Source organism: Arthrobacter sp. StoSoilB20, from assembly GCF_019977295.1.
GTDB lineage: Bacteria > Actinomycetota > Actinomycetes > Actinomycetales > Micrococcaceae > Arthrobacter > Arthrobacter nicotinovorans_A.
The window spans coordinates 4,311,207-4,334,734 of sequence record NZ_AP024651.1 but is presented as its reverse complement, the minus strand read 5'-3'; the positions used below and the strand labels follow the sequence as shown (position 1 = coordinate 4,334,734).

The 23,528-nt window shown below is 62.5% G+C and carries 16 protein-coding genes, 2 rRNA genes and 1 pseudogene; 14 read left to right on the top strand and 5 right to left on the bottom strand.

Features of this window, described 5'->3' with window-relative positions; translation table 11 throughout:
* Nucleotides 1-154: 154 nt before the first annotated feature.
* Nucleotides 155-3,299, top strand: a 23S ribosomal RNA gene (locus LDN85_RS19725).
* Between the two features lie 168 nt (nucleotides 3,300-3,467).
* Nucleotides 3,468-3,584, top strand: a 5S ribosomal RNA gene (gene rrf, locus LDN85_RS19720).
* A 154-nt stretch (nucleotides 3,585-3,738) separates the two neighbouring features.
* On the opposite strand, the gene LDN85_RS19715 is transcribed toward rrf, so the two are convergent.
* Entirely contained in the window at nucleotides 3,739-4,776 is a 1,038-nt protein-coding gene (locus LDN85_RS19715) for a patatin-like phospholipase family protein (RefSeq protein ID WP_081733458.1), read from the bottom strand.
* A 202-nt stretch (nucleotides 4,777-4,978) separates the two neighbouring features.
* On the opposite strand from LDN85_RS19715, the gene LDN85_RS19710 reads away from it, so the two are divergent.
* From LDN85_RS19710 to LDN85_RS19690, 6 genes and pseudogenes are all read left to right on the top strand, one after another.
* Complete coding sequence (locus tag LDN85_RS19710; protein ID WP_223943911.1) at nucleotides 4,979-5,542, top strand: GNAT family N-acetyltransferase; 564 nt, start codon at nucleotides 4,979-4,981, stop codon at nucleotides 5,540-5,542.
* Nucleotides 5,543-5,755: 213 nt separating this feature from the next.
* Nucleotides 5,756-6,043 carry an HU family DNA-binding protein gene (locus tag LDN85_RS19705; RefSeq protein WP_011776355.1) on the top strand — a complete coding sequence of 96 codons (288 nt, stop codon included), beginning with the start codon at nucleotides 5,756-5,758 and terminating at the stop codon, nucleotides 6,041-6,043.
* A gap of 221 nt (nucleotides 6,044-6,264) precedes the next feature.
* Nucleotides 6,265-8,682 (top strand): cytochrome c oxidase assembly protein, encoded by a 2,418-nt coding sequence (locus LDN85_RS19700; protein ID WP_346347069.1) that lies wholly within the window; start codon nucleotides 6,265-6,267, stop codon nucleotides 8,680-8,682.
* Nucleotides 8,682-10,655 (top strand): NHL domain-containing thioredoxin family protein, encoded by a 1,974-nt coding sequence (locus tag LDN85_RS19695; protein WP_223943909.1) that lies wholly within the window; start codon nucleotides 8,682-8,684, stop codon nucleotides 10,653-10,655. Before LDN85_RS19700 ends, LDN85_RS19695 begins: the two co-directional genes overlap by 1 nt.
* A 160-nt stretch (nucleotides 10,656-10,815) precedes the next feature.
* Nucleotides 10,816-10,902: pseudogene (locus LDN85_RS22025) on the top strand (hypothetical protein); the annotation flags it as partial.
* 162 nt (nucleotides 10,903-11,064) lie between these two features.
* Nucleotides 11,065-11,655, top strand: coding sequence for a DUF559 domain-containing protein (locus LDN85_RS19690; RefSeq protein ID WP_223943908.1), 591 nt, complete (start codon nucleotides 11,065-11,067; stop codon nucleotides 11,653-11,655).
* Nucleotides 11,656-11,747: 92 nt separating this feature from the next.
* Here LDN85_RS19690 and LDN85_RS19685 read toward each other — a convergent pair whose 3' ends face one another.
* The 4 genes from LDN85_RS19685 to LDN85_RS19670 form a co-directional block, all read right to left on the bottom strand.
* Nucleotides 11,748-12,794 carry a hypothetical protein gene (locus LDN85_RS19685; protein WP_081733459.1) on the bottom strand — a complete coding sequence of 349 codons (1,047 nt, stop codon included), beginning with the start codon at nucleotides 12,792-12,794 and terminating at the stop codon, nucleotides 11,748-11,750.
* A gap of 97 nt (nucleotides 12,795-12,891) precedes the next feature.
* Nucleotides 12,892-14,619, bottom strand: a complete 1,728-nt coding sequence (locus LDN85_RS19680) for a helicase HerA-like domain-containing protein (protein WP_223943907.1) — start codon at nucleotides 14,617-14,619, stop codon at nucleotides 12,892-12,894.
* A 3-nt stretch (nucleotides 14,620-14,622) separates the two neighbouring features.
* Nucleotides 14,623-15,141, bottom strand: a complete 519-nt coding sequence (locus LDN85_RS19675) for a GNAT family N-acetyltransferase (RefSeq protein ID WP_026547796.1) — start codon at nucleotides 15,139-15,141, stop codon at nucleotides 14,623-14,625.
* A gap of 59 nt (nucleotides 15,142-15,200) precedes the next feature.
* On the bottom strand, nucleotides 15,201-17,276 hold the full coding sequence (locus LDN85_RS19670; RefSeq protein WP_223943906.1) for an FAD/NAD(P)-binding protein: 2,076 nt from the start codon (nucleotides 17,274-17,276) through the stop codon (nucleotides 15,201-15,203).
* Between the two features lie 290 nt (nucleotides 17,277-17,566).
* Here LDN85_RS19670 and LDN85_RS19665 point away from each other — a divergent pair, with 290 nt between their 5' ends.
* From LDN85_RS19665 to LDN85_RS19640, 6 genes are read left to right on the top strand one after another with little or no spacing between them, the layout of a single operon-like run.
* Nucleotides 17,567-18,532: an amino acid ABC transporter permease gene (locus LDN85_RS19665; protein WP_026543258.1), complete on the top strand. Its 966-nt coding sequence runs from the start codon at nucleotides 17,567-17,569 to the stop codon at nucleotides 18,530-18,532.
* On the top strand, nucleotides 18,529-19,449 hold the full coding sequence (locus LDN85_RS19660) for an amino acid ABC transporter ATP-binding protein (protein ID WP_223943905.1): 921 nt from the start codon (nucleotides 18,529-18,531) through the stop codon (nucleotides 19,447-19,449). Before LDN85_RS19665 ends, LDN85_RS19660 begins: the two co-directional genes overlap by 4 nt.
* An 8-nt stretch (nucleotides 19,450-19,457) precedes the next feature.
* The gene (locus LDN85_RS19655; RefSeq protein ID WP_223943904.1) at nucleotides 19,458-20,471 is read left to right on the top strand and encodes an ABC transporter substrate-binding protein; all 1,014 of its coding nucleotides are present in this window, start codon (nucleotides 19,458-19,460) and stop codon (nucleotides 20,469-20,471) included.
* Nucleotides 20,468-21,634, top strand: coding sequence for an LLM class flavin-dependent oxidoreductase (locus LDN85_RS19650; protein ID WP_223943903.1), 1,167 nt, complete (start codon nucleotides 20,468-20,470; stop codon nucleotides 21,632-21,634). Before LDN85_RS19655 ends, LDN85_RS19650 begins: the two co-directional genes overlap by 4 nt.
* Entirely contained in the window at nucleotides 21,618-22,457 is an 840-nt protein-coding gene (locus LDN85_RS19645) for a DUF1684 domain-containing protein (protein ID WP_223943902.1), read from the top strand. The genes LDN85_RS19650 and LDN85_RS19645 overlap by 17 nt, the downstream gene beginning before the upstream one ends.
* Nucleotides 22,454-23,521 (top strand): LLM class flavin-dependent oxidoreductase, encoded by a 1,068-nt coding sequence (locus LDN85_RS19640; RefSeq protein ID WP_223943901.1) that lies wholly within the window; start codon nucleotides 22,454-22,456, stop codon nucleotides 23,519-23,521. The genes LDN85_RS19645 and LDN85_RS19640 overlap by 4 nt, the downstream gene beginning before the upstream one ends.
* Nucleotides 23,522-23,528: the final 7 nt, after the last annotated feature.

Genomic DNA, 23,528 nt, shown 5'->3' with positions numbered 1-23,528 from the left:
CATCTGAAACATGCACGGTGGCTGATTATCCTTTTGTCCTTCCCTTTTTTGGGTGGGTGGGGGTGGTTGGTGTGTGTGTTTCTACAGCAATTTCTTATGAATGAACCTGGCCCTTGTGGTCGTGGTTCTCTCGAGTAAGTTTTTGATCTTGTGTGGTCAAGTTTTTAAGGGCACACGGTGGATGCCTTGGCATTAGGAGCCGAAGAAGGACGTAGGAATCTGCGATAAGCCTGGGGGAGTTGATAACCGAGCGTTGATCCCAGGATGTCCGAATGGGGAAACCCCGCACAACGCTGTGAGGTGATTGTGTGACCCGCATCTGAACACATAGGGTGCGTGGGGGGAACGCGGGGAAGTGAAACATCTCAGTACCCGCAGGAAGAGAAAACAATAGTGATTCCGTTAGTAGTGGCGAGCGAACGCGGATCAGGCTAAACCGTTTCCATGTGTGATAGCCGGCGGGCGTTGCATGGGCGGGGTTGTGGGACTTTCCGTTCTGGTTCTGCCGGACCAGTGGGGTGATGTGCGTGCATAGGTGAACGGTCTTGAAAGGCCGGCCAGAGAGGGTGTGAGCCCCGTAACCGTAATGTTGTGTGCAGCCTGGAGAGTATCCCAAGTAGCACGGGGCCCGAGAAATCCCGTGCGAATCTGTCAGGACCACCTGATAAGCCTAAATACTTCCTAATGACCGATAGCGGACCAGTACCGTGAGGGAAAGGTGAAAAGTACCCCGGGAGGGGAGTGAAACAGTACCTGAAACCGTGTGCTTACAATCCGTCGGAGCCAGTCTGATTCTGGTGACGGCGTGCCTTTTGAAGAATGAGCCTGCGAGTTAGTGTTACGTCGCGAGGTTAACCCGTGTGGGGTAGCCGTAGCGAAAGCGAGTCTGAATAGGGCGAGTGTAGTGGCGTGATCTAGACCCGAAGCGGAGTGATCTACCCATGGCCAGGTTGAAGCGACGGTAAGACGTCGTGGAGGACCGAACCCACTTCAGTTGAAAATGGAGGGGATGAGCTGTGGGTAGGGGTGAAAGGCCAATCAAACTCCGTGATAGCTGGTTCTCCCCGAAATGCATTTAGGTGCAGCGTTGCGTGTTTCTTGCCGGAGGTAGAGCTACTGGATGGCCGATGGGCCCTACAAGGTTACTGACGTCAGCCAAACTCCGAATGCCGGTAAGTGAGAGCGCAGCAGTGAGACTGTGGGGGATAAGCTTCATAGTCGAGAGGGAAACAGCCCAGACCACCAACTAAGGCCCCTAAGCGTGTGCTAAGTGGGAAAGGATGTGGAGTTGCGAAGACAACCAGGAGGTTGGCTTAGAAGCAGCCATCCTTGAAAGAGTGCGTAATAGCTCACTGGTCAAGTGATTCCGCGCCGACAATGTAGCGGGGCTCAAGTACACCGCCGAAGTTGTGGATTTCACACATTGCCCTAGCCTTCGTGGTTCAGGGGTGTGGAGTGGTAGGGGAGCGTCGTGTGGGCAGTGAAGTCGCGGTGTAAACCAGCGGTGGAGCCTACACGAGTGAGAATGCAGGCATGAGTAGCGAAAGACGGGTGAGAAACCCGTCCGCCGAATGATCAAGGGTTCCAGGGTCAAGCTAATCTGCCCTGGGTAAGTCGGGACCTAAGGCGAGGCCGACAGGCGTAGTCGATGGACAACGGGTTGATATTCCCGTACCGGCGAAAAACCGCCCATGCCAAGCGGGGGATACTAACCGCCCGGAGCCTGCCCGCTCACCCTTGTGGTGTTGTGGGTTTTGGCCGAGCGCGGGACCTGATCCTGGGAGGTAAGCGTATTAACAGGTGTGACGCAGGAAGGTAGCCGGGCCGGGCGATGGTTGCCCCGGTCTAAGGATGTAGGGTCAGGGATAGGCAAATCCGTTCCTGTGTGCTTCGAGCACGTGCCTGAGATCTGATGGGACTCCCGTAAGGGGGGATCCGGTGATCCTATGCTGCCAAGAAAAGCATCGACGCGAGGTTTTAGCCGCCCGTACCCCAAACCGACACAGGTGATCAGGTAGAGAATACCAAGGCGATCGAGAGAATTATGGTTAAGGAACTCGGCAAAATGCCCCCGTAACTTCGGGAGAAGGGGGGCCTGCCCCGTGATGGAGACTTGCTCTCCGTGAGCGGGTGTGGGCCGCAGAGACCAGGGGGAAGCGACTGTTTACTAAAAACACAGGTCCGTGCGAAGTCGCAAGACGATGTATACGGACTGACTCCTGCCCGGTGCTGGAAGGTTAAGAGGACCGGTTAGCCACTTCGGTGGCGAAGCTGAGAATTTAAGCCCCAGTAAACGGCGGTGGTAACTATAACCATCCTAAGGTAGCGAAATTCCTTGTCGGGTAAGTTCCGACCTGCACGAATGGAGTAACGACTTCCCCGCTGTCTCAACCATAAACTCGGCGAAATTGCAGTACGAGTAAAGATGCTCGTTACGCGCAGCAGGACGGAAAGACCCCGAGACCTTTACTATAGTTTGGTATTGGTGTTCGGAGTGGCTTGTGTAGGATAGGTGGGAGACGTTGAAACCCGGACGCCAGTTCGGGTGGAGTCATCGTTGAAATACCACTCTGGTCACTTTGGACATCTAACTTCGGCCCGTGATCCGGGTCAGGGACAGTGCCTGATGGGTAGTTTAACTGGGGCGGTTGCCTCCTAAAAAGTAACGGAGGCGCCCAAAGGTTCCCTCAGCCTGGTTGGCAATCAGGTGTCGAGTGTAAGTGCACAAGGGAGCTTGACTGTGAGAGAGACATCTCAAGCAGGGACGAAAGTCGGGACTAGTGATCCGGCGGTACATTGTGGAATGGCCGTCGCTCAACGGATAAAAGGTACCTCGGGGATAACAGGCTGATCTTGCCCAAGAGTCCATATCGACGGCATGGTTTGGCACCTCGATGTCGGCTCGTCGCATCCTGGGGCTGGAGTAGGTCCCAAGGGTTGGGCTGTTCGCCCATTAAAGCGGTACGCGAGCTGGGTTTAGAACGTCGTGAGACAGTTCGGTCCCTATCCGCTGCGCGCGCAGGAAATTTGAGAAGGGCTGTCCTTAGTACGAGAGGACCGGGACGGACGAACCTCTGGTGTGTCAGTTGTACTGCCAAGTGCATCGCTGATTAGCTACGTTCGGATGGGATAACCGCTGAAAGCATCTAAGCGGGAAGCTCGCTTCAAGATGAGATTTCCATACACATTATGTGTGAGAGGCCCCCAGCCAGACCACTGGGTTGATAGGCCGGATGTGGAAGCGAGGACTAAAGACTCGTGAAGCTGACCGGTACTAATAGGCCAACAACTTACACCACACAACACACTGCACGCGTCCACTATGTGGTTCCCGAACAACAACCGTTCACAGGAACCAAACAACTGAATAACAACCAAGCACCACAGTTGTAACCACAAACTTCCCACCCAGGACAACCACACCCCCAACACAGGGTGTCCGGCCAGTCCGGGACGGGTAAAAAGGTTACGGCGGTCATAGCGTGGGGGAAACGCCCGGTCCCATTCCGAACCCGGAAGCTAAGACCCACAGCGCCGATGGTACTGCACCCGGGAGGGTGTGGGAGAGTAGGACACCGCCGGACAACCATTAAGGCAAGAGCCCCGACCACAGGTCGGGGCTCTTCCCCTTTAACCACCACAACACCAGCCAGGCACTACATCAAGCACCGGCTGGGCCACGCAGTAATCATTCTGCGTGGCCTCCATAAATTGGAGGACGGCCGGCCCGGGCCTTCTCTAGGCCCAGAACCCTGCCAGGCGCGCCGCCAAGGCCTTGCCCTGCAGGTAGCCAGCTGTGGCTGCGGCAGGCCTGAGGGACAGGTCCATGGCATTGACGCCGAACAAGTGCTCGGAATCAGCGTCCGGGAAGACCGTCTCTACCATGCTGCCCGCTAAGCGCAGCGTTTCAACCTGGCCAGCGAGATGCATGCCCCATGCCTTCGGCGTCCGGGTGCGTCCGCCGAAGGGAGCCAGCACGAGGACTCTTCCATGGCCGGCAGCCAAGTCAGCGTTCTCAGCGTTGGTACGGTAGCCGCCGTCGATGTACTGGTTATTGCCTATGCTGTAGGCAAAACCGCTGGCACAACTGGCTGCCACAGCGTCGACCAGGTCCACACCGCTCCCGCGGTGGAAAACCACGGGGTCGCCCGTTCGGGCATCGACTGCGGTCAGGAGGATGGACTGTTCCGGCCATTCCTTGCTGGGGAGCCGGGTTGCGACCGTGGCCCGCCACCGGTCGCTGGACCCCTCCATGGCTTCGGCCATCTCGATTGCTGCTGCGCCCAACCTCCGGCGCATATCCGCCATGTCTGTGGAATCGTTCATGATGTTGCTGGTTCGTTGCATGTGGTCCACTACGGGTTTGGCCCCGGCACCAACCGGTCCCGATCCCACAGTGCCCCCGCGTTGCTGCGTCGGAGCTTCGACTATCGCATTGAAAAGTCCGATTGGCGTTGCGCCGGCCAACTGGGCGGCTGCTGTGGAACCGGCAGAAGTGCCAACGGTCACGTCGGCCCTGGTGACATCCAGCCCCGCCTCCAGAAGACCTGCAATGACCCCAATCAGCCATGCATTGCCTGTGGATCCACCGCCCCCGAGGACCAGGGCACGCTTTTCATTGCTGGAATTCCGGGTCAGCGGTCCGGCATCGGCCCCCGGACGGGACTCGGCGGGCTGGGATTCCGCGGGTTGGGAAAGGGCTGACAGCAAGTGCCCCGCCGTCTTGGGTGCCGCCGTCGGGTTCCCGTACTGGGACGAAGAAGGTGAAGTATTCATGGGAGTGCCTTTCGCGAAATGCGGGTTAAGGCGCTCCTGATGGCGACTGGTTCAGCCGCGGGATCGTGGACTGGAGGGAGCGCCCACTATTGGTACAGCGTTCATGGGTCCCACCTCCTGTCAAAAGTTCACGATCAACCGAAAACTACCACCCTGGAGATGCAGGCGCAATTGGCAGGACTACTGCCGGTAGAGTCTGGGGATGAATCTGACAAGAAGGGTGTCCACAAGGGTGGTCGGGGGAAGCGGTGAAGAGCTGCACTTACGCCAGCTTGAGCTGTCCGACGCCCCGGAAATGGCCGCTGCCTACGTGCGCAACCGCAGCCATTTGGCTCCTTGGGAGCCAGTCCGCACTGAAGAGTTTTTCACGGTGAAGGGTCAGGAAACTGTCTTGCGGGCCAAGGTGGAGCACTCTACAGCCGGTCGCGAAGTGTCGTGGGTCATCATCGGCAGCCGTGGTATCCAGGGGGCGATCACGCTCACGGGCATTGTTCGCGGCCCTTTCCAGAGTGCCAACCTGGGCTACTGGATCGATGCGGAATGCGTCGGCAGGGGCCACGCATCGGCTTCGGTGGCCGCCGTCGTATCGATGGCCGATGAGGAGCTTGGTCTTCATAGGATCCAAGCCGCCACGTTGCTTCACAACGCAGGTTCCCAGGCAGTGCTGCGGCGGTCCGGCTTTGAGAAGATCGGCGTTGCGCGGTCCTACCTTCAGATTGCGGGAGGGTGGCAGGACCACGTTCTGTTCCAGCGCATCCTGTCCTGACGGGGCACACTGCGGGGCCGGCCGGGGCCCTAGGGTACGCCAAGGGCGTAAAGCACCCCTAAAAACCGCGAAAATCCGGTGATTTTGGTCAAAAAGGCGCGGAAACACGCGGAATTTGCTGGCCATGTCAGCCCAAGCTGGTAAGTTTTCGAACAGTGGCTTGCTCGCATTCCGCTTGAAAGCTCAAAAACGTATGAGTCCAGGAGGACGTAAATGGCTAAGAACCGTAGTGAACTCGTTGCAGAGGTAGCAGGCAAGGCTGGCACCAGCCAGGCAGCAGTCAACTCCGTGCTCGATGCACTGTTCGAAGTTTTCGAGACTTCTGTCGCCGCTGGCGAAAAGATCACCATCCCGGGCTGGCTCGCAGTTGAGCGCACCGACCGTGCAGCCCGCACCGGTCGCAACCCGCAGACCGGCGAGACCATCCAGATCGCAGCCGGCCACAGCGTCAAGCTGACCGCTGGCTCCAAGCTGAAGGCTGCTGTCGCCAAGAAGAAGTAATTACTCTTCGGCGAACGCCTTGAAGGGACGGCAACCTGCTGGTTGCCGTCCCTTCTGTTTTCCACATAGCGTCCTGCATCCACATAGCACCCTCCCGATTCGCAGCCCGGCGACAGGTAGCGGACAATGGATGAGTGCCATCAGCAAGAAATTCCGCAACTGCCCCTTCGCCTGTTCCCAAGCCGGGAGCACCAGGAGGCACTACAGTCGCGGGGATTTCCCTGCCATGGCAACTTGCTGGTCTGGCCGCGCTGTTCCTGACGCTGGCCGCAGCTTTGATCTACTCCGGTGCCTCGGCAGCCAGGCAGGTCTCGGACCCGGGCGAATTGGTCCGCTGGGGCCTTCCATTTGCGAAGGCCATACATAACGTCTCCGTGGCTACCGTGGTTGGCGGTTTGATCTTCGCCGTCGGAATCCTGCCCAAGAACATCGGTGGGTCGCGCTCCCGTGAGAAGGATGCCGACGCACCCGAACATCCCGCCTTTGCCCGGGCCCTTGCTGTGGCCGCCGCTGCAGGAGCCGTGTGGACGTTGTCGGCCGTGGCAGTACTCGTCCTGACGTATGCGGATGTAGCGGGCCAGGGCCTGTCCGGCGATGCTGAATTCACCCGGTCCTTGGTGTACTTCATGACGGACATCGAGACGGGTAAGGCCTGGCTTGCCGTCACCATCATCGCCGCAGTGGTTACCACGGCCCTCTTTGGTGTCAGGTCCTTGACCGGGCTGGCGTTCACCCTGTTGCTGGCACTGATTGGCCTCATTCCGACAGCGTTGATCGGGCACTCATCGAGTTCCAGTGATCATGAAGGTGCCATCAACTCGCTGGGACTCCACTTGGTGGGAGTGTCCACGTGGGTGGGCGGCATCATCATGCTGGCGGTCCTCTCCGGCATCCTGACAGGTTCCCGCAGCAAGGGAATGCCGGACATCACCGAACAAACCCTGCGGCGCTTCTCGGCCCTGGCCGGCTTCGCCTTCGTCCTGGTCTTTGCATCCGGTGTCATCAATGCCGCCATCCGCGTGACGAACCCCGCGGACCTGTTCGGCTCCCCGTATGGGCAGCTCATCGTAGCCAAGTCCCTCGCCACGCTGGTCCTGGGCGGCATCGGCTTCATGCACCGGCAGTGGGTTATCCCGCAGCTCGGCAAAAACGGTTCCCTGTCCGCCCGCCGCGTGCTGTGGCAGTTGGTTCTCGTTGAGCTGCTGGTGATGGGCGCGACGTCGGGACTTGCCGTTGCGCTCGGACGCTCAGCTCCGCCGCAGCCAACCACCTATGCCCCTGACGCCTCGCCGTCGTTCATCCTCTCCGGCTATGAGCTCCCACCCGAGCTCACTCCGGAACGCTGGCTGACCGAATGGCGCTTCGATTGGCTATGGGTTGGAGTGGCGTTGTTCGGTGCCGTCTCCTACATCATGGGCATCATCAAGGTCCGCAAACGTGGAGACAAGTGGTCCTGGTTCCGGGCCGTGAACTGGTTCATCGGCTTGGTGGTTCTGACCTACATCACCTCCGGTCCCCCCGCCGTGTATGGCCGCGTGCTGTTCTCGGCGCACATGGTGGATCACATGGCGTTGACCATGGTGGCCCCCATCTTCCTGGTCCTTGGTGCGCCGGTAACCTTGGCCTTGCGCGCACTGCCCGCCCGGGGTGAAGGAACGCACGGCTCACGCGGCCTCAGGGAATGGCTGCTGCTGTTTGTGCACTCCCGGTTCTCGCAGATCGTGACGCACCCGTTGTTCGCAGCAGCCAACTTTGCGGGTTCAATCGTCCTTTTCTACTACTCCGACCTCTTCGGCCTGGCTATGCGCGAGCATGTGGGCCATGAGCTCATGAATGTGCACTTCCTCCTCACCGGCTATATCTTCGTGCTAAGCATGATCGGCAGCGATCCCCTTCCGCGCCGCGCGCCCTACCCGATGCGCCTGCTCCTCCTGCTGGCCACCATGGGCTTCCATGCATTCTTCGGCGTGGCCATCATGGGTGGTACCGGCCTGCTGGCCGCTGACTACTTTGGGAACCTGGGCAGGGCCTGGGGGCCGTCGGCCATTGGGGACCAGCAGTTGGGCGGTGCAGTTGCCTGGGGCATCGGCGAAGTACCCACACTGCTGGTAGCGATCGGAGTGGCGGTGATGTGGTCGCGTTCGGACGAACGGGAAACCCGCCGTGTTGACCGTGCTGCGGACAGGAATAATGACGCAGACCTGAGCGCTTACAACGATATGTTTGCCCGGCTCGCCGACCGAGATGCCAAGATGGCAAGCCGCACTGCCCAGACCTCCAAGCCAGGTCAACCGTCCAGGTTGGCCCAGCACGAAGGCGAAGCCGCCGAAAGCAGCGCCGCCGGACGCACCACCACAGACCCTGCCGGACGCACGACCGCCGAACGCACCAGTGGAGGCGCTGCCGGACGCACGGCCGCCGAAAGCAGCACTGCCCAAACCTCCAAGCCAGGTCAACCATCCAGGTTAGCCCAGCACGAAGGCGAAGCTGCCGGACGCACGGCCGCCGAAAGCAGCACCGCCGAACGCACCAGTGGAGGCGCTGCCGGACGTACGACCGCCGAAAGCAGCACTGCCGAACGCACCACCACAGACCCTGCCGGGCAGACTGAACCAAACACCAAGCTGGAAGGACGCTGATGAGCGAAACCGTACGCACCCAACTCCGGGTCCGGGCCTCCGAACTGGAGGGCCGCGGCTGGCTCAACACGGGCGGCAAATCCTTGGACCTCGAGTCTTTGCGCGGCAAGATCGTGCTGCTCGACTTCTGGACCTTCTGCTGCATCAACTGCCTGCATGTGCTGGACGAGCTGCGCCCGCTTGAAGAAAAGTACTCGGACGTCCTGGTGACTGTAGGCGTGCACTCGCCCAAGTTCGAACACGAAGCGGATCCTGTGGCGCTGGCATCGGCCGTTGAACGGTACGAAATCCACCACCCGGTCCTTGACGATCCTGAGCTCGCAACGTGGAAGGCCTACACGGCCCGCGCGTGGCCCACCCTGGTTGTTGTGGACCCCGAGGGCTACATCGTTGCCCACCTTTCCGGCGAGGGCCACGCGGACGGACTCGCCGTTCTGCTCGAGGAACTCGTTGCCGAGCACGAAGCCAAGGGCACCCTGCACCGGGGCAACGGCCCGTATGTGGCTCCTGAGCCGACATCGGGCACTCTGCGTTTTCCAGGTAAGGCCACCCAGCTGTCCAACGGCAACTACTTGGTAGTGGACTCAGGACACCACCGCTTGGTGGAGCTCCGCCCCGACCTTGAAACCGTGGAGCGCGTCATCGGTTCCGGGACCAAGGGCTACCTGGATGGCCAAGCGGAGATCGCACAGTTCAACGAGCCGCAAGGCATCGCGCTGCTCCCCTCGGAGCTGGCCTGGAAGCTTGGTTATGACGCCGTCGTTGCGGACACCGTCAACCACAGACTCCGCGGTGTGACGCTCAGCTCGGGGTACGTGCAGACCGTTGCAGGCAACGGTGTACAGCGGTTGCTCGACGCCGGTCCTGCCCGCGTGACCGATGCCGGAGCCGGCACTTGGTCGGAACACCACGACGCCGGCCCGGCTGACTTCGCTGCCGACTCGATCGATGTCGGGGCGCTGGGTCTCGGAACGGACGTTTCACTTTCCTCACCGTGGGACGTGGTGTGGAGCGAAAAGCTGCAGCGGGTGGTCATCGCGATGGCCGGTACCCACCAGATCTTCGCTTTCGACCCCCTCACCAACGCGGTCTCCATCCTTGCCGGTTCCGGGCTGGAGGGGCTGCTGGACGGCAAGGCAGAGGAAGCCTGGTTTGCCCAGTCGTCCGGCCTGGCCATCGACGCAGACGGCAACATCTGGGTGGCTGACTCGGAAACTTCGTCCTTGCGCCGCCTGGTCCTCAGCGAATCCGGAGTGACAGTGGAAACCGCTGTCGGCAAGGGTCTGTTCGACTTCGGGTTCCGTGACGGCGACGCCGGCGAGGCCCGCTTGCAGCACCCGCTCGGCGTTACAGTCCTCCCGGATGGTTCCGTGGCCATCGCCGACACTTACAACGGGGCTGTTCGCCGGTACGATCCCGCAACCAAGTCTGTGTCCACTTTGGCGAGGGGCCTCGCTGAGCCGAGCGACGTCGTCGTTGTCCAGGTTGAAGGCAGCGAGCCACTGCTCGTAGTGGTGGAGTCCAACAAACACCAACTGGTGCTGGTCCCGATTCCCAAGGAAGCCCAGCAGGTGGATGAGGGCGCATCGCAGACGCACCGCCCCAAGAGCCCGGTGACTCCGGGGAACCTGCAGCTTGCAGTCCGGTTCAAGGCTCCCACGGGCCAGAAGCTCGACGACCGTTGGGGCGATCCCACACAGCTGAAGATTTCGTCCACCCCGCCGGAGCTGCTGGTGTCCGGTGGAGGCACATCAGTGGGTTTGCTGCGCACACTGGAATTGTCTGCCGACGTTCCCGAGGGCATCCTTCACATCACCGCCCGCGCGGCGGCATGTGATGGGCCCGAAACCGAAGACGGTGAAATTCCCGACCACGCAGCCTGCCACCTTTACCAGCAGGACTGGGGCATTCCGGTAGTCCTTCAGGCCGATGGTGAGTCGGAGTTGGTGCTGGACCTCCGCGGCATGGACTAAGCCACACCCATTGAATGGCCCGGGCAACCTCTTAGGAGAATGCCCGGGCCATTTTTATGCCGTGGGTGACGTCAAAAGTGGGCCGGTCCCTATCTTTGCGTTATCCACATAGCCTGGTTCGGCCCTGCCGCCCCGGCAGCCGAAGAAGCACGCTGGAGGGATGAAACCCGAGGATGCCTTACGACGCTTGGGCGGCGTTGCATTGACGCGGCAGCTGCAGGCTCAGGGCTCCAGCGACGCTGCCCTACGAGCGGCATTGCGAGTGGGAAGCGTCGTGCGCGTCGAAAGGGGAGTGCTGCGTCTCCCGAGCGCGGATCCGACACTTGTAGCAGCAGTCAAAAGTAGGTCGCTGCTTACCTGCGCATCAGCTGCGAGCCGCTATGAACTGTGGTTGCTGCACAAACCCGCCGTGCCACACTACTGGCAAAGCAACGGCCGCCGTACGGCCGGGTGTGTCAGCCACCGCCTGTCACTGTCCCAGCCTCGAGCGATCGAGCCGTATGTGGCCCTGCCGGATGTCCTCCTGCACGCACTTCTCTGTTTGCCTCCGCTGGAAGCGCTGGTCATGGTGGAGAGTGCATTCACCCGCGGCGACATCGGGCTCGGCTATCTTCGCCGTCATCTACCAGGCAACCGGGGCGGGCGGGCCCGTGAGGTTCTGGCCAAAGTGGACCGGGGTGCGGGGTCCCTCTTGGAAACCCTGGCACGCGTTCTCTTCCGGGACGTAGGCATCCGCACTGAGACTCAGGTGTGGATAGAAGGCGTAGGAACCGTCGACTTTCTCCTTGAAGGATTCCTCATAGTCGAGCTCGACGGCATTGCTTTCCATCTGGAGTCGCGCCAGTTCAAGAAGGACCGCAGGCGGGACAACGAAGCAATCAGGCAAGGAATGCTGGTGCTGAGGTTCTTCTATGAAGACGTGGTGTACGCCCCGGAGAAAATGCTCGGGCAAGTGCGTGAAGTTCTACTGCGTGGGCCGGCCCGGATGTGGTCGAAGTAGCCCATTTTAGGGCGGCTCTCATGTCATCACAGGCAGTGATTGCGGGACTTAGGGGTGGAAAACTGGGCCAGTCCGGCGGCAAGGCCCAGAAATCAGAACGTCAGCATCGGTGTGACCGTCACGGTATCTCCGCCGACGTCCAGTTGGGTGGTGAAACTGAAGTCGTGCTCCACGTTGAGGTCGTTGACATAGCCGGTGAACAGGTTGATCTCCCGCGCGGTGAGAGTGGCCTTGCCGTTGAGGGGTGCCACTACCCACTTGCCGCCGAAGGGTTCGATGGTGATCTTGGGGTACTCGGTGATGGCCCACTTGATGGTCCCGTCCACCACGCGGGCGTTGCTGACATGGTAGAACGGGCAATCGGGCTGGAGCCGTTGCTGCTCTGTAGCCTGGGCAGCGCAGGTGTCCAGGAACTCCCTGACCTTCCCGGCTACTGCTTCGTTCATGGCCTTCGTCGACCGCGTCTGCAGGTTCAGGGGCGCCTGGCCGCCGTCGCGCGTTGATACCAGGGCGGAGGTGGGCGGCGCTTCAAAGAACGTCCCGTTCAGGCTGGCCTCATATTTGCCGGGGAAGAACACGGCGAACGTGTTGCGGCCGTTGGGCATATTGACCGGCACGCCGTTCAGGGTGGCCTCGCTGGCGTTAACCACGGTGACGTCGATGGTGGGCAGCGTGGTGGGCACAAACGCCCATTTGGCGAAGAACAACCATTGCGTCCCGGTCCGCTCCATCAGGAACTCGGTGCGGAGCTTGCTGCCGTCCAAGGTGTAATCGACCGGGACGGCTACGCGGTTGTTGCCCCGTGATTCCGGGTTTCCCACTTTGACGTCGGACATTTTGGAAGCGGCAGTCTGCAAGGCTGTGCCGTCCAGCATCGCAGCGTTGGACGTGGGTACTTTGGCGCGGAGGAGACCCAGCGCTTCTTCGCCTTCGCCCTTTTGCAGCGCCGTCAGATACTCCTTGACGGGCTGTTGGGGGCTGGCCACTGATGAGCTCACCAGGTTGATGCATACGATGGCCCCGGCGGCAGCAAGCATCAGACCGAGCAGCCACCCGGCTGCGGTCTTGACGAATGCTTGACTCAACTGCACGCCCTTTACGTTACCTGCCACGGCAGCGAACACTGCGCAGGAAGACATCGGAATGACTTATGTCCACCGATTGGAGAAGGCTCGACGGCGGGCTTCCGCAGCTGTTGCTGCCGCCCGCCGTCGTGTTTGTGTCAGTCAGGCAGGACTAGCGGCGACGCCGTGAAGAGGTCCCGAAGACTCCGCGCATGAGGTCGCGGCCCAGCTGCGTGCCCATGGACCGGACCATGCTCTTGAGCCCGCCACCGAGCGCCCCTCCGAGGGCGCCGGCGATGTCGCCGAACATGCCATCCTGTGGTGCGGGAGCCTGCTGCGGAACCGGTGCGGGTGCCGGCGGTGCAGGGAACGACTCGGGCTGCGGGCTCCGGGAGCTTGGACGGCCGAGGATTTCTTCCTCGATCCGGCGCGCTTCGGCGTCGATGTCGGACTGGGAAGTGCCGGCGGTTCCGGAGCTGGAAGAGGAGGGCACCGGCGGCAAACCGGGTGCTGCATCTCCGGTGGGAACGGCGGCCTTGCCCGTGAGTTTTTCGTAAGCGGAGAGGTTGTCCACGGCAGTGCCGTATTTTGCCAGCAGGGAGGACGCGGCCACGGTCCCTTGGATGAGGTCGTCAGTGCTGGGACCCATCACGGACTCGGGAGCGCGGAGCCGGGTCAAGGCAACAGGGGTGGGGGCGCCCTTCTCGTTCATCACGGTAACAACGGCCTCGCCGATACCTGCCGAGGTGAGTGTCTCCTCGAGGTCGTAATCGCTGACAGGGAAGGTGGACACCGTGGCTTTCAAGGCCTTGGCGTCCTCAGGGGTGAAGGCCCGCAGTGCGTGCTGGATGCGGTTGGCCAGCTGGCCGAGGACGTCGGCCGGAACATCCTTGGGTGTCTGGGTGACGAAGAAGATGCCCACACCCTTGGACCGAATGAGCCTGACGGTGGTGGTGATGGCCTCAAGGAAAGCCTTGGAGGCACCGTTGAACAGCAAGTGGGCCTCGTCCAGGAAAAAGACCAGCTTCGGCTTGGCCAGGTCCCCGGCCTCGGGAAGGTCTTCGAAGAGGTCGGCCAGGAGCCACATCAGGAAGGTGGAGAACAGCAACGGCTTGGTCTGCAGCGTGGGCAGTTCCAGGCAGCTGATGACGCCGCGGCCATCGGGCGCTGTGCGGAGGAGCTCTGCGGTGTCGAACTCAGGCTCGCCAAAGAACTTCTCCATGCCCTGCGCCTCAAGGGTGACCAGCTCGCGCAGGATCACGCCCGCTGTGGCCTTGGACAGTCCGCCAAGGTTGGCAAGTTCAGCCTTGCCCTCGTCCGAGGTCAGGAACTGGATGACAGCCCGCAGGTCCTTGAGATCGATCAGTTCCAGGTTGTTTTGGTCCGCGAAATGGAAGATCAGTTGGAGGCTGGATTCCTGGGTGTCGTTGAGGTCCATGATGCGCGAGAGCAGGATGGGCCCGAACGAGGTGATGGTGGCGCGGACGGGAATGCCGTGGCCGTCGCCACCGAGCGAGAGGAACTCCACCGGGAAGTTCTTGGCCTGCCAGTCCTGCCCCAACGCGGAGGTACGGGCTGTCAGCTTCTCACTGCCGGTGGCCGGTGTGGCCAATCCGGAGAGATCACCCTTGATGTCCGCGAGGAAAACCGGAACGCCCGCCGTCGACAACTGTTCGGCAATCATGTGCAGCGTGACCGTCTTGCCGGTGCCGGTGGCGCCTGCCACCAGCCCGTGCCTGTTCATCATGGCCAGCGGAAGCCGGACCTGGGCCTCTTTGTGGACTTCGCCGTCCACGATCGCCGCCCCCAGCTCGATGGTGGCACCTTCAAGGGTGTACCCCTGCTGGATGGTGGCGAGTTTTTCGGCAGTTGTTGCGGTGGATTTGTTGGCCATGCGCATAGCTTAGCTCTGCACGGGAAGATCCTTGCTGAAGGCCAAGTGCTTGATGTCTTCGGGGTCGGCGTCGAGGTCGAACAACGCTTTGTAGCCCGTGGCGAGGTAGAGGTTTTTTGCCTCCGGCTGGCGGGGCCCGGTGGTGAGGTACAGCTTCCGGTAGCCCCGGCGTCGTGCTTCATTTTCCAGTTCCGTCAGCACCAGCCGTGCCAGGCCGCGGCGGCGATGGGCAGAATGCGTCCAGATCCGCTTCAGTTCCGCGGTGTGTTCGTCGTAGCGCCGGAACGCGCCGCCTGCCACGGACTCGCCGTTTTCCTGGATGATGACCAATGCGCCATGCGGGGCTTCAAACTCCTCGGCCGGGTAACGGTTCAGTTCCTCCGCAGCCCCTTCACTGCTGAACAGATCGCCGTAGCGGGTGTTGTATTCCACGGCGAGCTCGTCCAGGAGGGGGCGGACGCGGGGATCGCGCATGGGGAGCCGGAGTACGGTAAGGCCCGACGTCGGCAGGGTTGGCGTTGTGGTCATGTCAGGCCTTTCGTAGGTGGAACCCAAGCAGGTGGCAGTTAGTGTCGTTTTGAGGTCTCTCATAACGACATTAACTGCGACTCAGTTGGGCGGGCGGCAGCAACCGTGGACAGGATCCTCCGCGCCAGGGCGTCGTTCTCCCGGAAGGGTGCCGCGTTGGTGTTGGGCCGGGCGAACGCTCCAGCACCCCAACCCGACGTCCACGGTCCCACTGCGAACAAACCCTCCCGGGGAGTACCAACAGGAGAGAGGACCTGGTGATTCCCGGAGACCAGCAGTTTTCCTGTGGAATGGGTGCCCTCGGAGGTGAGGAGGCGTTGTTCGGTTCCCCCTCCGGAGTGGTGCAGGTCAGCCAGGGCAGGATTCGCGGAACGCTCCACCGAGGCCGACGGCAGCCGCGCCTCAACGTAGGCGGACGCGTCAACCACTACGGGCGACTGGAACGATCCGGCCACGAACCTGCCAAGGGAGTCATCGGCACGGACCCACATCCCCGGGCCCAGGAACTTGAGGAAACCGGCCCGGTGCAGTGCCAGCATCTCGCGGAGGCGGTGCGACGGCGGACCGGAGTCCACAAAGCTGAAGAAGCCATGCCACCAGCCGTGGATCGCCTGCTGGGACCGGGCGTTGAGCCGTTCCTGCGGGACGAGGCGCCCGAGGTCCATGTACACGAAAAGCAGGGCGGTAAAGAGGGCCAGGGTCTCGGAATGGTCGGGACTGGTCCGGAGGTCAAGATCGCGCTGGATGTAGGCGGCCACGGAGCGCTGGACAGTTTCGTGGTCGGCAAAAGCGCAGCCGCTCAGGGGGTGGTCGAGCTTTTCGAGGTCCAAACGCAGCGCAGGATCCGGCACGGAGAAGGCCACCAGTTCCTCACGGTCGCTGCTGTACCAATCAACGGCGTCGAACCTCACCTCGAAGCTGGCCCAGGACCCGAGCACCCGTTCCGGGTAGCCCGTGAAGAGCTCGCGGTAGTAGGCGTAACCGGCGTCCTTGGCGATCAGCGGCCACAGGTGTGCCCGGAAATCGAGTTCCTGGTTCACGGCGAGCAGGGCGTCAATGGCTTCTGCCGTGAAGTAGCGCGGGCGGGCGATCGGTTCGCCGCGCAGGGTGGAGGAGATCTTGGAGTGGTACGGCACTCCGCGCCGCGATCCTGCCCAGACGCGCGGTTCAGCGCCGGAGGGCACGTAGTCCAGGTTGCCGTCGGGCCTTTCTTCGAAGCGTCCGCCCCGGCCCTGGAACAACAGCACCAGCAGGTCCACGAACGCCAGGCCCATGCCGGCGACGATCACGTCCTGCCCTGCTTCGATCGCGGAGTAGTCCACATCGGTGGTGTACGACGGCGCCGCATGGAACCCTCCGTGCTTGGCCGCGAATTCGCTGAGCCGGACGGATTCGGGGTCGGGCTGGGAATCTGTGTGGCCAAGGGCGTAAACCACGACGTCGGCAACCACCTCGGCACCGGAGGCCAACCGCACGCGGTGCGTACCGTCGTCAGGCCCGGCAACCGGTACGGCAGCAGTCGGGACGCCCGGGGCGCCGCCAGTCGGTACGGCAGGAGTCGGTACGCCCGGGACACCACCAGTCGGGCCGCCCGGGACACCACCGGCCGGGACGCCCGGGACGCCGTCAGCGCGGCCATCCGCGGAAGAGCGCTCGACGCCGGTCGCCGTGTCGCGATGCACCGTTACGGTCACGTCAGGGCCAAGCGAGGACACAGCCCGCCGGAAGAACCACTCAAGATATTTGGTCTGCAGTTGCCGGGTGGGAAAGGACGCGGGGGTCAGCGAGCGGAGCTGGTCGAGCAGGTGTGGTTCGAACGCGGGGACGTCCCTGATGCTGCCATCGAGCACGCCCGCTGCCCAGGTGGAGAGCCCGGGGCCCTCAACCGAAGGACCGTCGCAGGCCACTGAGGCGTCCGTGAACATGGTGACGTCCGCCGCTGTGGAATTCAACAGCAGGCCGGGATCCTGGTCGTAGCGCCAGATCCTCCCGGAGCCCGGTTGGTGGGGCTCGATGACGTGGATTTCCAGCGGCCCGGCGAACAGTGCGGGACGGTTGGCGGCGAGCCGTTCCAGGACGCCGGCCGTGCGCGGGCCGCCGCCAATGAAGGCGATGGCTGGGACTCGTGACGGCATGGGATCTCCTGAAAAGCAGTGGTTTGGTGATGCCCAATCTAGGGACGTTGGGGCGCCGGGGTCGAGGCGGTGGTAACGGCCGTTCACTACGCGTCACGTCACGTTAAGGCGCGCAAAGAAGGGACTCATATGGCTCCCGATGACAGTGATTGTGACGTTGTGAGAACCCTTGAGAAGCCGCGCGAAGTCCAGTGAAGAAGTGCAAATTCCCGCCTTGCTGCCGGGTTTGGCGCGCCCATAGATTGGCAGCCATCCGATAGAGAAACAACCGATCTGAAATGAGGTGGCGCATGAGTGCAATCGCACCGCCTGCCACGGCGGAAACCTCACCGCCCACCCCGGACTACTCCGGGTACCAGCTGGTCCCGGCCCGTCACCCGTGGCGTTGGGTGGGCACCGTAGTGGTAGCTGCCGGCGTGGCAGCCATTGCGTGGTCTTTGGTCACGAACCCCCGCTGGGAGTGGGGTGTGGTGGCCGAGTGGTTCACAGCGCAATCAGTAGTCAACGGACTGATCGAGACTCTCAAGCTGACGGCCATTTCCGGAGTCCTCGGCTTTGTCCTCGGTTTCATCCTGGCCCTGATGCGCTTGTCGGCTTCGCCGCTGCTGGTCTCGGTGTCCTGGACGTTCTCCTGGATTTTCCGCTCCACGCCGCTGCTGGTCCAGCTCCTCCTTTGGTACAACCTGGGCTACCTGTACGAGAAAATCAGCCTGGGCATTCCCTTTACGGACGTCCGCTTCTTTGAGGCCCAGACCACCACGCTCATCAGCCAGTTCGCCGCCGCAGTTCTGGGCCTGACGTTGAACCAGGCTGCCTACTCCGCCGAAATCATCCGCGGCGGCATCCTTTCCGTGGACCAGGGCCAGCTTGAAGCAGCCTCGGCTCTGGGCATCCCGGCGTGGAAACGCTCCACCAGGATCGTGCTGCCCCAGGCCATGCGTGCCATCCTGCCCAACGCCTTCAACGAAATCATTGGACTGGTCAAGGGCACCTCGATTGTTTACGTCCTGGCCTATTCCGAGCTCTTCTACACGGTCCAGGTCATCTACAACCGCACCCAGCAGGTGCTGCCGCTGCTCCTGGTGGCCACGCTTTGGTACGTGGTCATCACCTCGGTCCTGAGCGTTTTCCAGTACTACATCGAACGCCACTTCTCCAAGGGCGCCCTGCGGACCCTGCCGCTCACGCCGTTGCAGAAGGCCCGGAAGTTCTTCACCACCCACGGCGCCGCCTCTCCCACGAAGGAATCCCGATGACCACCGTCTTCTCTTCCTCCGAAGCGGCTGCTGCCGCCCACCTCGCTGAAGCGACGCCGGCCAAGGAGCCGGAAACTCCCCAAGGAGAACGCACGACGCCGGCCCGGCCCGCCGCGGCGCGCGCCACACCAGCTGTGACACGTGGCCAGGTGGACATCGCCAACGTCCGGAAATCCTTCGGTGCAACCGAAGTCCTCAAAGGCGTTTCCTTGTCCGTCCCGCCGGGAGGCGTGGCCGTGATCGTGGGGCCTTCGGGTTCGGGAAAGTCCACCCTGCTGCGCACCATCAACCACTTGGAAAAGGTCGACGGCGGTTACATCACCATCGACGGCGAGCTGGTGGGCTACGAAGTCCGTGGCAACAAACTCCACGAACTGCGGGAGAAGGACATCCTCAAGCAGCGCACCCACATTGGCATGGTGTTCCAGAGCTTCAACCTGTTCCCGCACCTCACTGCTTTGGAGAACGTCATTGAGGCGCCCATCGTGGCCCAGAAGCGCTCCAAGGCCGAAGCCCGGAAGCGCGGCCTGGAACTCCTGGACCGGGTGGGCCTGAAGGATCGCGCCGACGCCTACCCCCGCCAGCTTTCCGGCGGCCAACAGCAACGAGTGGCGATCGCCAGGGCGCTGGCACTGGATCCCAAGATCCTCCTCTTCGATGAGCCGACGTCGGCCTTGGATCCGGAGCTCGTCAACGAGGTCCTGGACGTCATCCGCGAACTCGCCAAGTCCGGCACCACCCTGATTGTGGTCACGCACGAGATGGGCTTTGCCCGGGACGTCGCGGACACCGTGGTCTTCATGGACCAGGGACAGATTGTGGAGTCCGGCACACCCCAGGACATTTTCGCGAACCCCCGCGAGGAACGTACGCGCAGCTTCTTCTCCAAAGTCATCGAACCAGCTTTCAACATCTAGGACACCCCATGCTTCGCATCACCCGCAGATCCGCCGCCACCACCAAAAGCAAGCTGCTGGCACTGGCTGTACTCCCCGCCGTCGTGCTTCCCGTGCTGGCCGGGTGCTCCGATCCTGGAGCGTCGGCAGCCAAGCCGGAGTCCGAGGCTGCCAAGAATGGCGTGGTCTACAACACGTCTGTGGACCAGAACCGGATCCGCGGTGAAAAGGACGCTGCTGCTGCCTCGAAGGTTCCTGCAGCAATCGCCAAGGACGGCAAGCTCACGGTAGCCACCACCGCCGGTTCCATCCCGTTGTCCTTCCACGCCACCGATGACAAGACGCCGATCGGCGTTGAAGTGGACATTGCCCAGTTGGTGGCTGACAAGCTCGGGCTGGAGCTGGACCTGCAGGTGACGTCGTGGGAGAACTGGCCGCTGAAGACCCAATCCGGGGACTTCGAGGCCGTCTTCTCCAACGTGGGCATCAACGCAGCCCGCGTGAAGCTGTTCGACTTCTCCACCTACCGCGCCGCGTACATGGGGTTCGAAGCGAAGAAGAGCTCCAGCTACGACATCAAGGGATCGGATGACATTTCCGGCCTGAAGATTTCCGTGGGCTCAGGCACCAACCAGGAGAAGATCCTGCTGGCTTGGAACAAGGAGCTTGAGGACAAGGGGAAGGCCCCGGCCACGTTGCAGTACTACTCCTCGGACGCAGACACCATCCTGGCGCTCTCCTCTGGCCGCACGGACCTGAACCTGGGACCGTACCCGTCGGTGACGTATCGCGAGAACACCCGTGACGACCTCAAGGTTGTGGGCAAGGTCAACGCCGGCTGGCCCGCCGAAACGCTGGTTGCTGCAACCACCCTGAAGGGCAACGGCCTGGCCCCGGCCATCACCGATGCCTTGAACTCCACCATCAAGGAGGGCTCCTACGGCAAGGTCCTGGAACGCTGGGGCCTGTCCGAGGAAGCCATCCCCGAATCCAAGACCGTCACCGAAGCCACCTTTGTTACGCCGGCGGGGACCACCAAATGAAGTTCCAGGTCCTGGACATCATTCCCCACCTGAAAAACCCGGTGACAGGGGAGATTGTTTCCACTGCCGAACGCCTGAACCAGGTAGTGGAGACAGCCCGCCGGGCGGAGGAGCTCGGCTTCGACAGCTTCTCGGTGGGTGAACGCCACGCCGGCGAGTTTGTCTCTTCATCCCCGACGACGGTCCTCGCCGCCATTGCCGCGGTCACCCGCCGCATCCGCCTCCAAACCGGGGTCACCGTGCTCTCCGTGCTGGACCCGGTGCGCGTGGCCGAGGACTACGCCACCATCGACCAGCTGAGCCGCGGCCGCCTGGAACTGGTGATCGGCAAGGGCAATGAAGTGCTGCAGTACCCGCTTTTTGGGCTGTCGCTGGACGATCAATGGGACCTGCTGGCCGAAAAGTACGCCCTGCTGCGTGCGCTCTGGCGCAAGGAAAGCGTCACCTGGTCAGGCCGCTTCAGGTCCGCGCTCACCGAACCGACCACGACGACGCCACGCCCCTTTGCGGGCTCACCCCGGATTTGGCACGGCTCGGCTACAACCCTCACATCCGCTGCGCTCGCCGCTAAGTGGGGAGATCCGCTGTTCACCGCCAACGCCATCCAACCGCGGGAGAACTACAAGGTCCTGATCGACCACTACCGCGAAGAGTATGAGCGCCACGGGCACGATCCCCGGCACCAGTATCTGGGATCGGGCAGTGGAGCAGGTGGTGTCTTCATAGCGGACACCACCCAGGAAGCCATCCGCCAGTACGGGCCCGTCTATGAAGGCCTGACCGCCGGCCGGAACGTCCCAGGCAACAACTCACCTTTCCGGGACATCCAGCACGCCGTTGCCGAGGGGCCGGCGCTGGTTGGCAGCCCGGAGCAGGTCATCGAGAAAATCCTTAGCTACCACTCGCTGTACCAGCATGATCTCCAGTCGATCTCCCTGCCCACCACGTTGCCCTTTGAACAGCAGCTCGAGATCCTTGAACGCTTCGCCCTGGAAGTCATTCCGGCCGTCCGGGCTGCTGCCCCGAGCAGCTTGTGGGAATCCAGCGACCCCTTCGGCGGACGACCGGAATTCGCCGGCGCCACCGAGCCGGACGCCGCAGCAACAGTCACAGCAGACCACGCCTTTAATAGGAGCGATACCGCCTATGTCTACGCACACTGAAGCAGCAACAGCCCTCGAGTCGTTCAACCAGGAATGGCAGGACTGGCACGCCGCCCACGAGCAGCACCGCGCCCACCCGCATGGCTTCCTCGCAGTCACGCACCTGCACTGGCTCAGCAGCGAGGCGACCCGGCTGGAAGGTGCGCCGGGCACTTGGAGTGTGGACGCCGACGTCGTGCGTGTTGTCCTGAAACCGGGCGAAAGCCTGCAGCAGGACGGCGTTGAACTGAACACCGATCCGGGCACGACGCTTGAGCTTGGCCCCATCCAGGAGCGCGGCGGCATCAACCTGGTCTCCGGCGAAACCGTCATTGAGGTGGCCAAACGCGGAGGCGAGTACATTGTGCGGCCGCGGAACCCGTCCAACGCCCTCCTCCAGGAGTACCAGGGGACACCCGCCTACGCTCCCAATGCAGCGTTCGCCGTGGCTGGTACCTTCGTCCCGTTCGAGGCTCCGCGCCCCACTACCGTGGGGGCCGCCGTCGAGGGCATCCACCACGTCTACGAAGCTCCCGGTGAGATCCGTTTCAAACTGGCAGGCGAGGAGCTCGCGCTGACGGCGTTCAACGGATACGCGCCAGGATCACTGTCCGTGCTGTTTACCGACCAAACCTCCGGCAAAACCACGTACGCGGCCAACCGCTCGCTGTCCGTGGTTCCCGCCGCTGATGGCTCCGTGGAGCTCGACTTCAACCGCGCCGTGAACCTTCCCTGCGCCTACACCGACCTAGCCACCTGCCCGTTGCCGCCTGCCGAAAACCGGCTTCCCGTGGCGATCGAGGCCGGCGAAAAGATTCCCTACGAACGTCAGGACCAAAAGTGAGTTCCTCCGAAGAAGATAGGGCCGGATTCCTGGCCATTGAACTCGACGGTGCGGGGTATGAAAACCTTGCCGCCGCCGTCCTCTCGGCGGAGTCCGCCGGTTTCCACGTGGCAACCTTCAAGGACACTCCGGAGGCTGGACGCGCCAACGCCTTGCAGCGCGCGGCCTTTGCCGGGCCGGTATCCCGGACCATTGCGGTGGTCCCCGAGGTAGACACCGTCTATACCGAACCGTTCCATGTCTCCACGCAGCTCGCCAGCCTGGACTATGTCTCCGGTGGGCGTGCCGGGTGGATCGTCACCGCAGCGGAATCACCCGAAGCTGCCGCCGCCGTCGGACGCTCCTTTGTCCAGGGCGGGTCACTGACCCAGGAAGCCGCCGCCTCCATCGAGGTCAGCCGCCGGTTGTGGGACTCGTGGGAGGATGACGCCGTGATCCGCGACGTCGCCACCGGAAGATACATCGACGTGGACAAGCTGCACTACGCCGATTTCGAAACGCCTGCGGACTTCACAGGCCCCGCTTACTCGGTGAAGGGTCCGTCCATCATCCCCAGGCCCCTCCAAGGGCAGCTGCCCGTGCTCGCGGCGGCATCCCTGGTGGGCGAAGGCCTGGTGCCGGCCGAAGCAGTGGACGCTGTACTGGTTACCGCGCCGACACCGGAGCTGCTCAGCGCCGAGATCCGCGACGTGCGCGCACGGCTTGGCGCTTCAGTAGCGGTTGTCGCAGAGCTCGACGTCGTCCTGGACGCTCGCGGGCAGGCGGCGGAGTCGCGCGTGGTGACACCCCGGGAAAGCGGCCTTGCGCGTTTTGTTGGATCGGCCGCCGGCCTCACCGAACTGCTCGACTCACTTCTCCAGGAAGCCGACGGCGTCCGTCTCCACCCGGCTGTCCTCACCGTGGAACTGGAAGAACTGTCCCGGCTGGTACTTCCGGAGCTCCGCCGCCGAGGTTCCCTCAGGGCGCCCGTCCAGGACGGCACCTTCCGCGGGCTGCTGGGCCTGCCGAAGGCGGAAAACCGCTACTCAACCACTGCCGCGGCTGCCATTGCCGCCGGAAAGTAGGAGACCA

Bases quoted from the DNA above. Each gene is read 5' to 3' on its own strand.
- LDN85_RS19715 (WP_081733458.1), bottom strand. From the start codon at position 4,776: ATGAATACTTCACCTTCTTCGTCCCAGTACGGGAACCCGACGGCGGCA.
- LDN85_RS19710 (WP_223943911.1), top strand. From the start codon at position 4,979: ATGAATCTGACAAGAAGGGTGTCCACAAGGGTGGTCGGGGGAAGCGGT.
- LDN85_RS19705 (WP_011776355.1), top strand. From the start codon at position 5,756: ATGGCTAAGAACCGTAGTGAACTCGTTGCAGAGGTAGCAGGCAAGGCT.
- LDN85_RS19695 (WP_223943909.1), top strand. From the start codon at position 8,682: ATGAGCGAAACCGTACGCACCCAACTCCGGGTCCGGGCCTCCGAACTG.
- LDN85_RS19685 (WP_081733459.1), bottom strand. From the start codon at position 12,794: ATGTCTTCCTGCGCAGTGTTCGCTGCCGTGGCAGGTAACGTAAAGGGC.
- LDN85_RS19680 (WP_223943907.1), bottom strand. From the start codon at position 14,619: ATGCGCATGGCCAACAAATCCACCGCAACAACTGCCGAAAAACTCGCC.
- LDN85_RS19675 (WP_026547796.1), bottom strand. From the start codon at position 15,141: ATGACCACAACGCCAACCCTGCCGACGTCGGGCCTTACCGTACTCCGG.
- LDN85_RS19670 (WP_223943906.1), bottom strand. From the start codon at position 17,276: ATGCCGTCACGAGTCCCAGCCATCGCCTTCATTGGCGGCGGCCCGCGC.
- LDN85_RS19665 (WP_026543258.1), top strand. From the start codon at position 17,567: ATGAGTGCAATCGCACCGCCTGCCACGGCGGAAACCTCACCGCCCACC.
- LDN85_RS19660 (WP_223943905.1), top strand. From the start codon at position 18,529: ATGACCACCGTCTTCTCTTCCTCCGAAGCGGCTGCTGCCGCCCACCTC.
- LDN85_RS19655 (WP_223943904.1), top strand. From the start codon at position 19,458: ATGCTTCGCATCACCCGCAGATCCGCCGCCACCACCAAAAGCAAGCTG.
- LDN85_RS19650 (WP_223943903.1), top strand. From the start codon at position 20,468: ATGAAGTTCCAGGTCCTGGACATCATTCCCCACCTGAAAAACCCGGTG.
- LDN85_RS19645 (WP_223943902.1), top strand. From the start codon at position 21,618: ATGTCTACGCACACTGAAGCAGCAACAGCCCTCGAGTCGTTCAACCAG.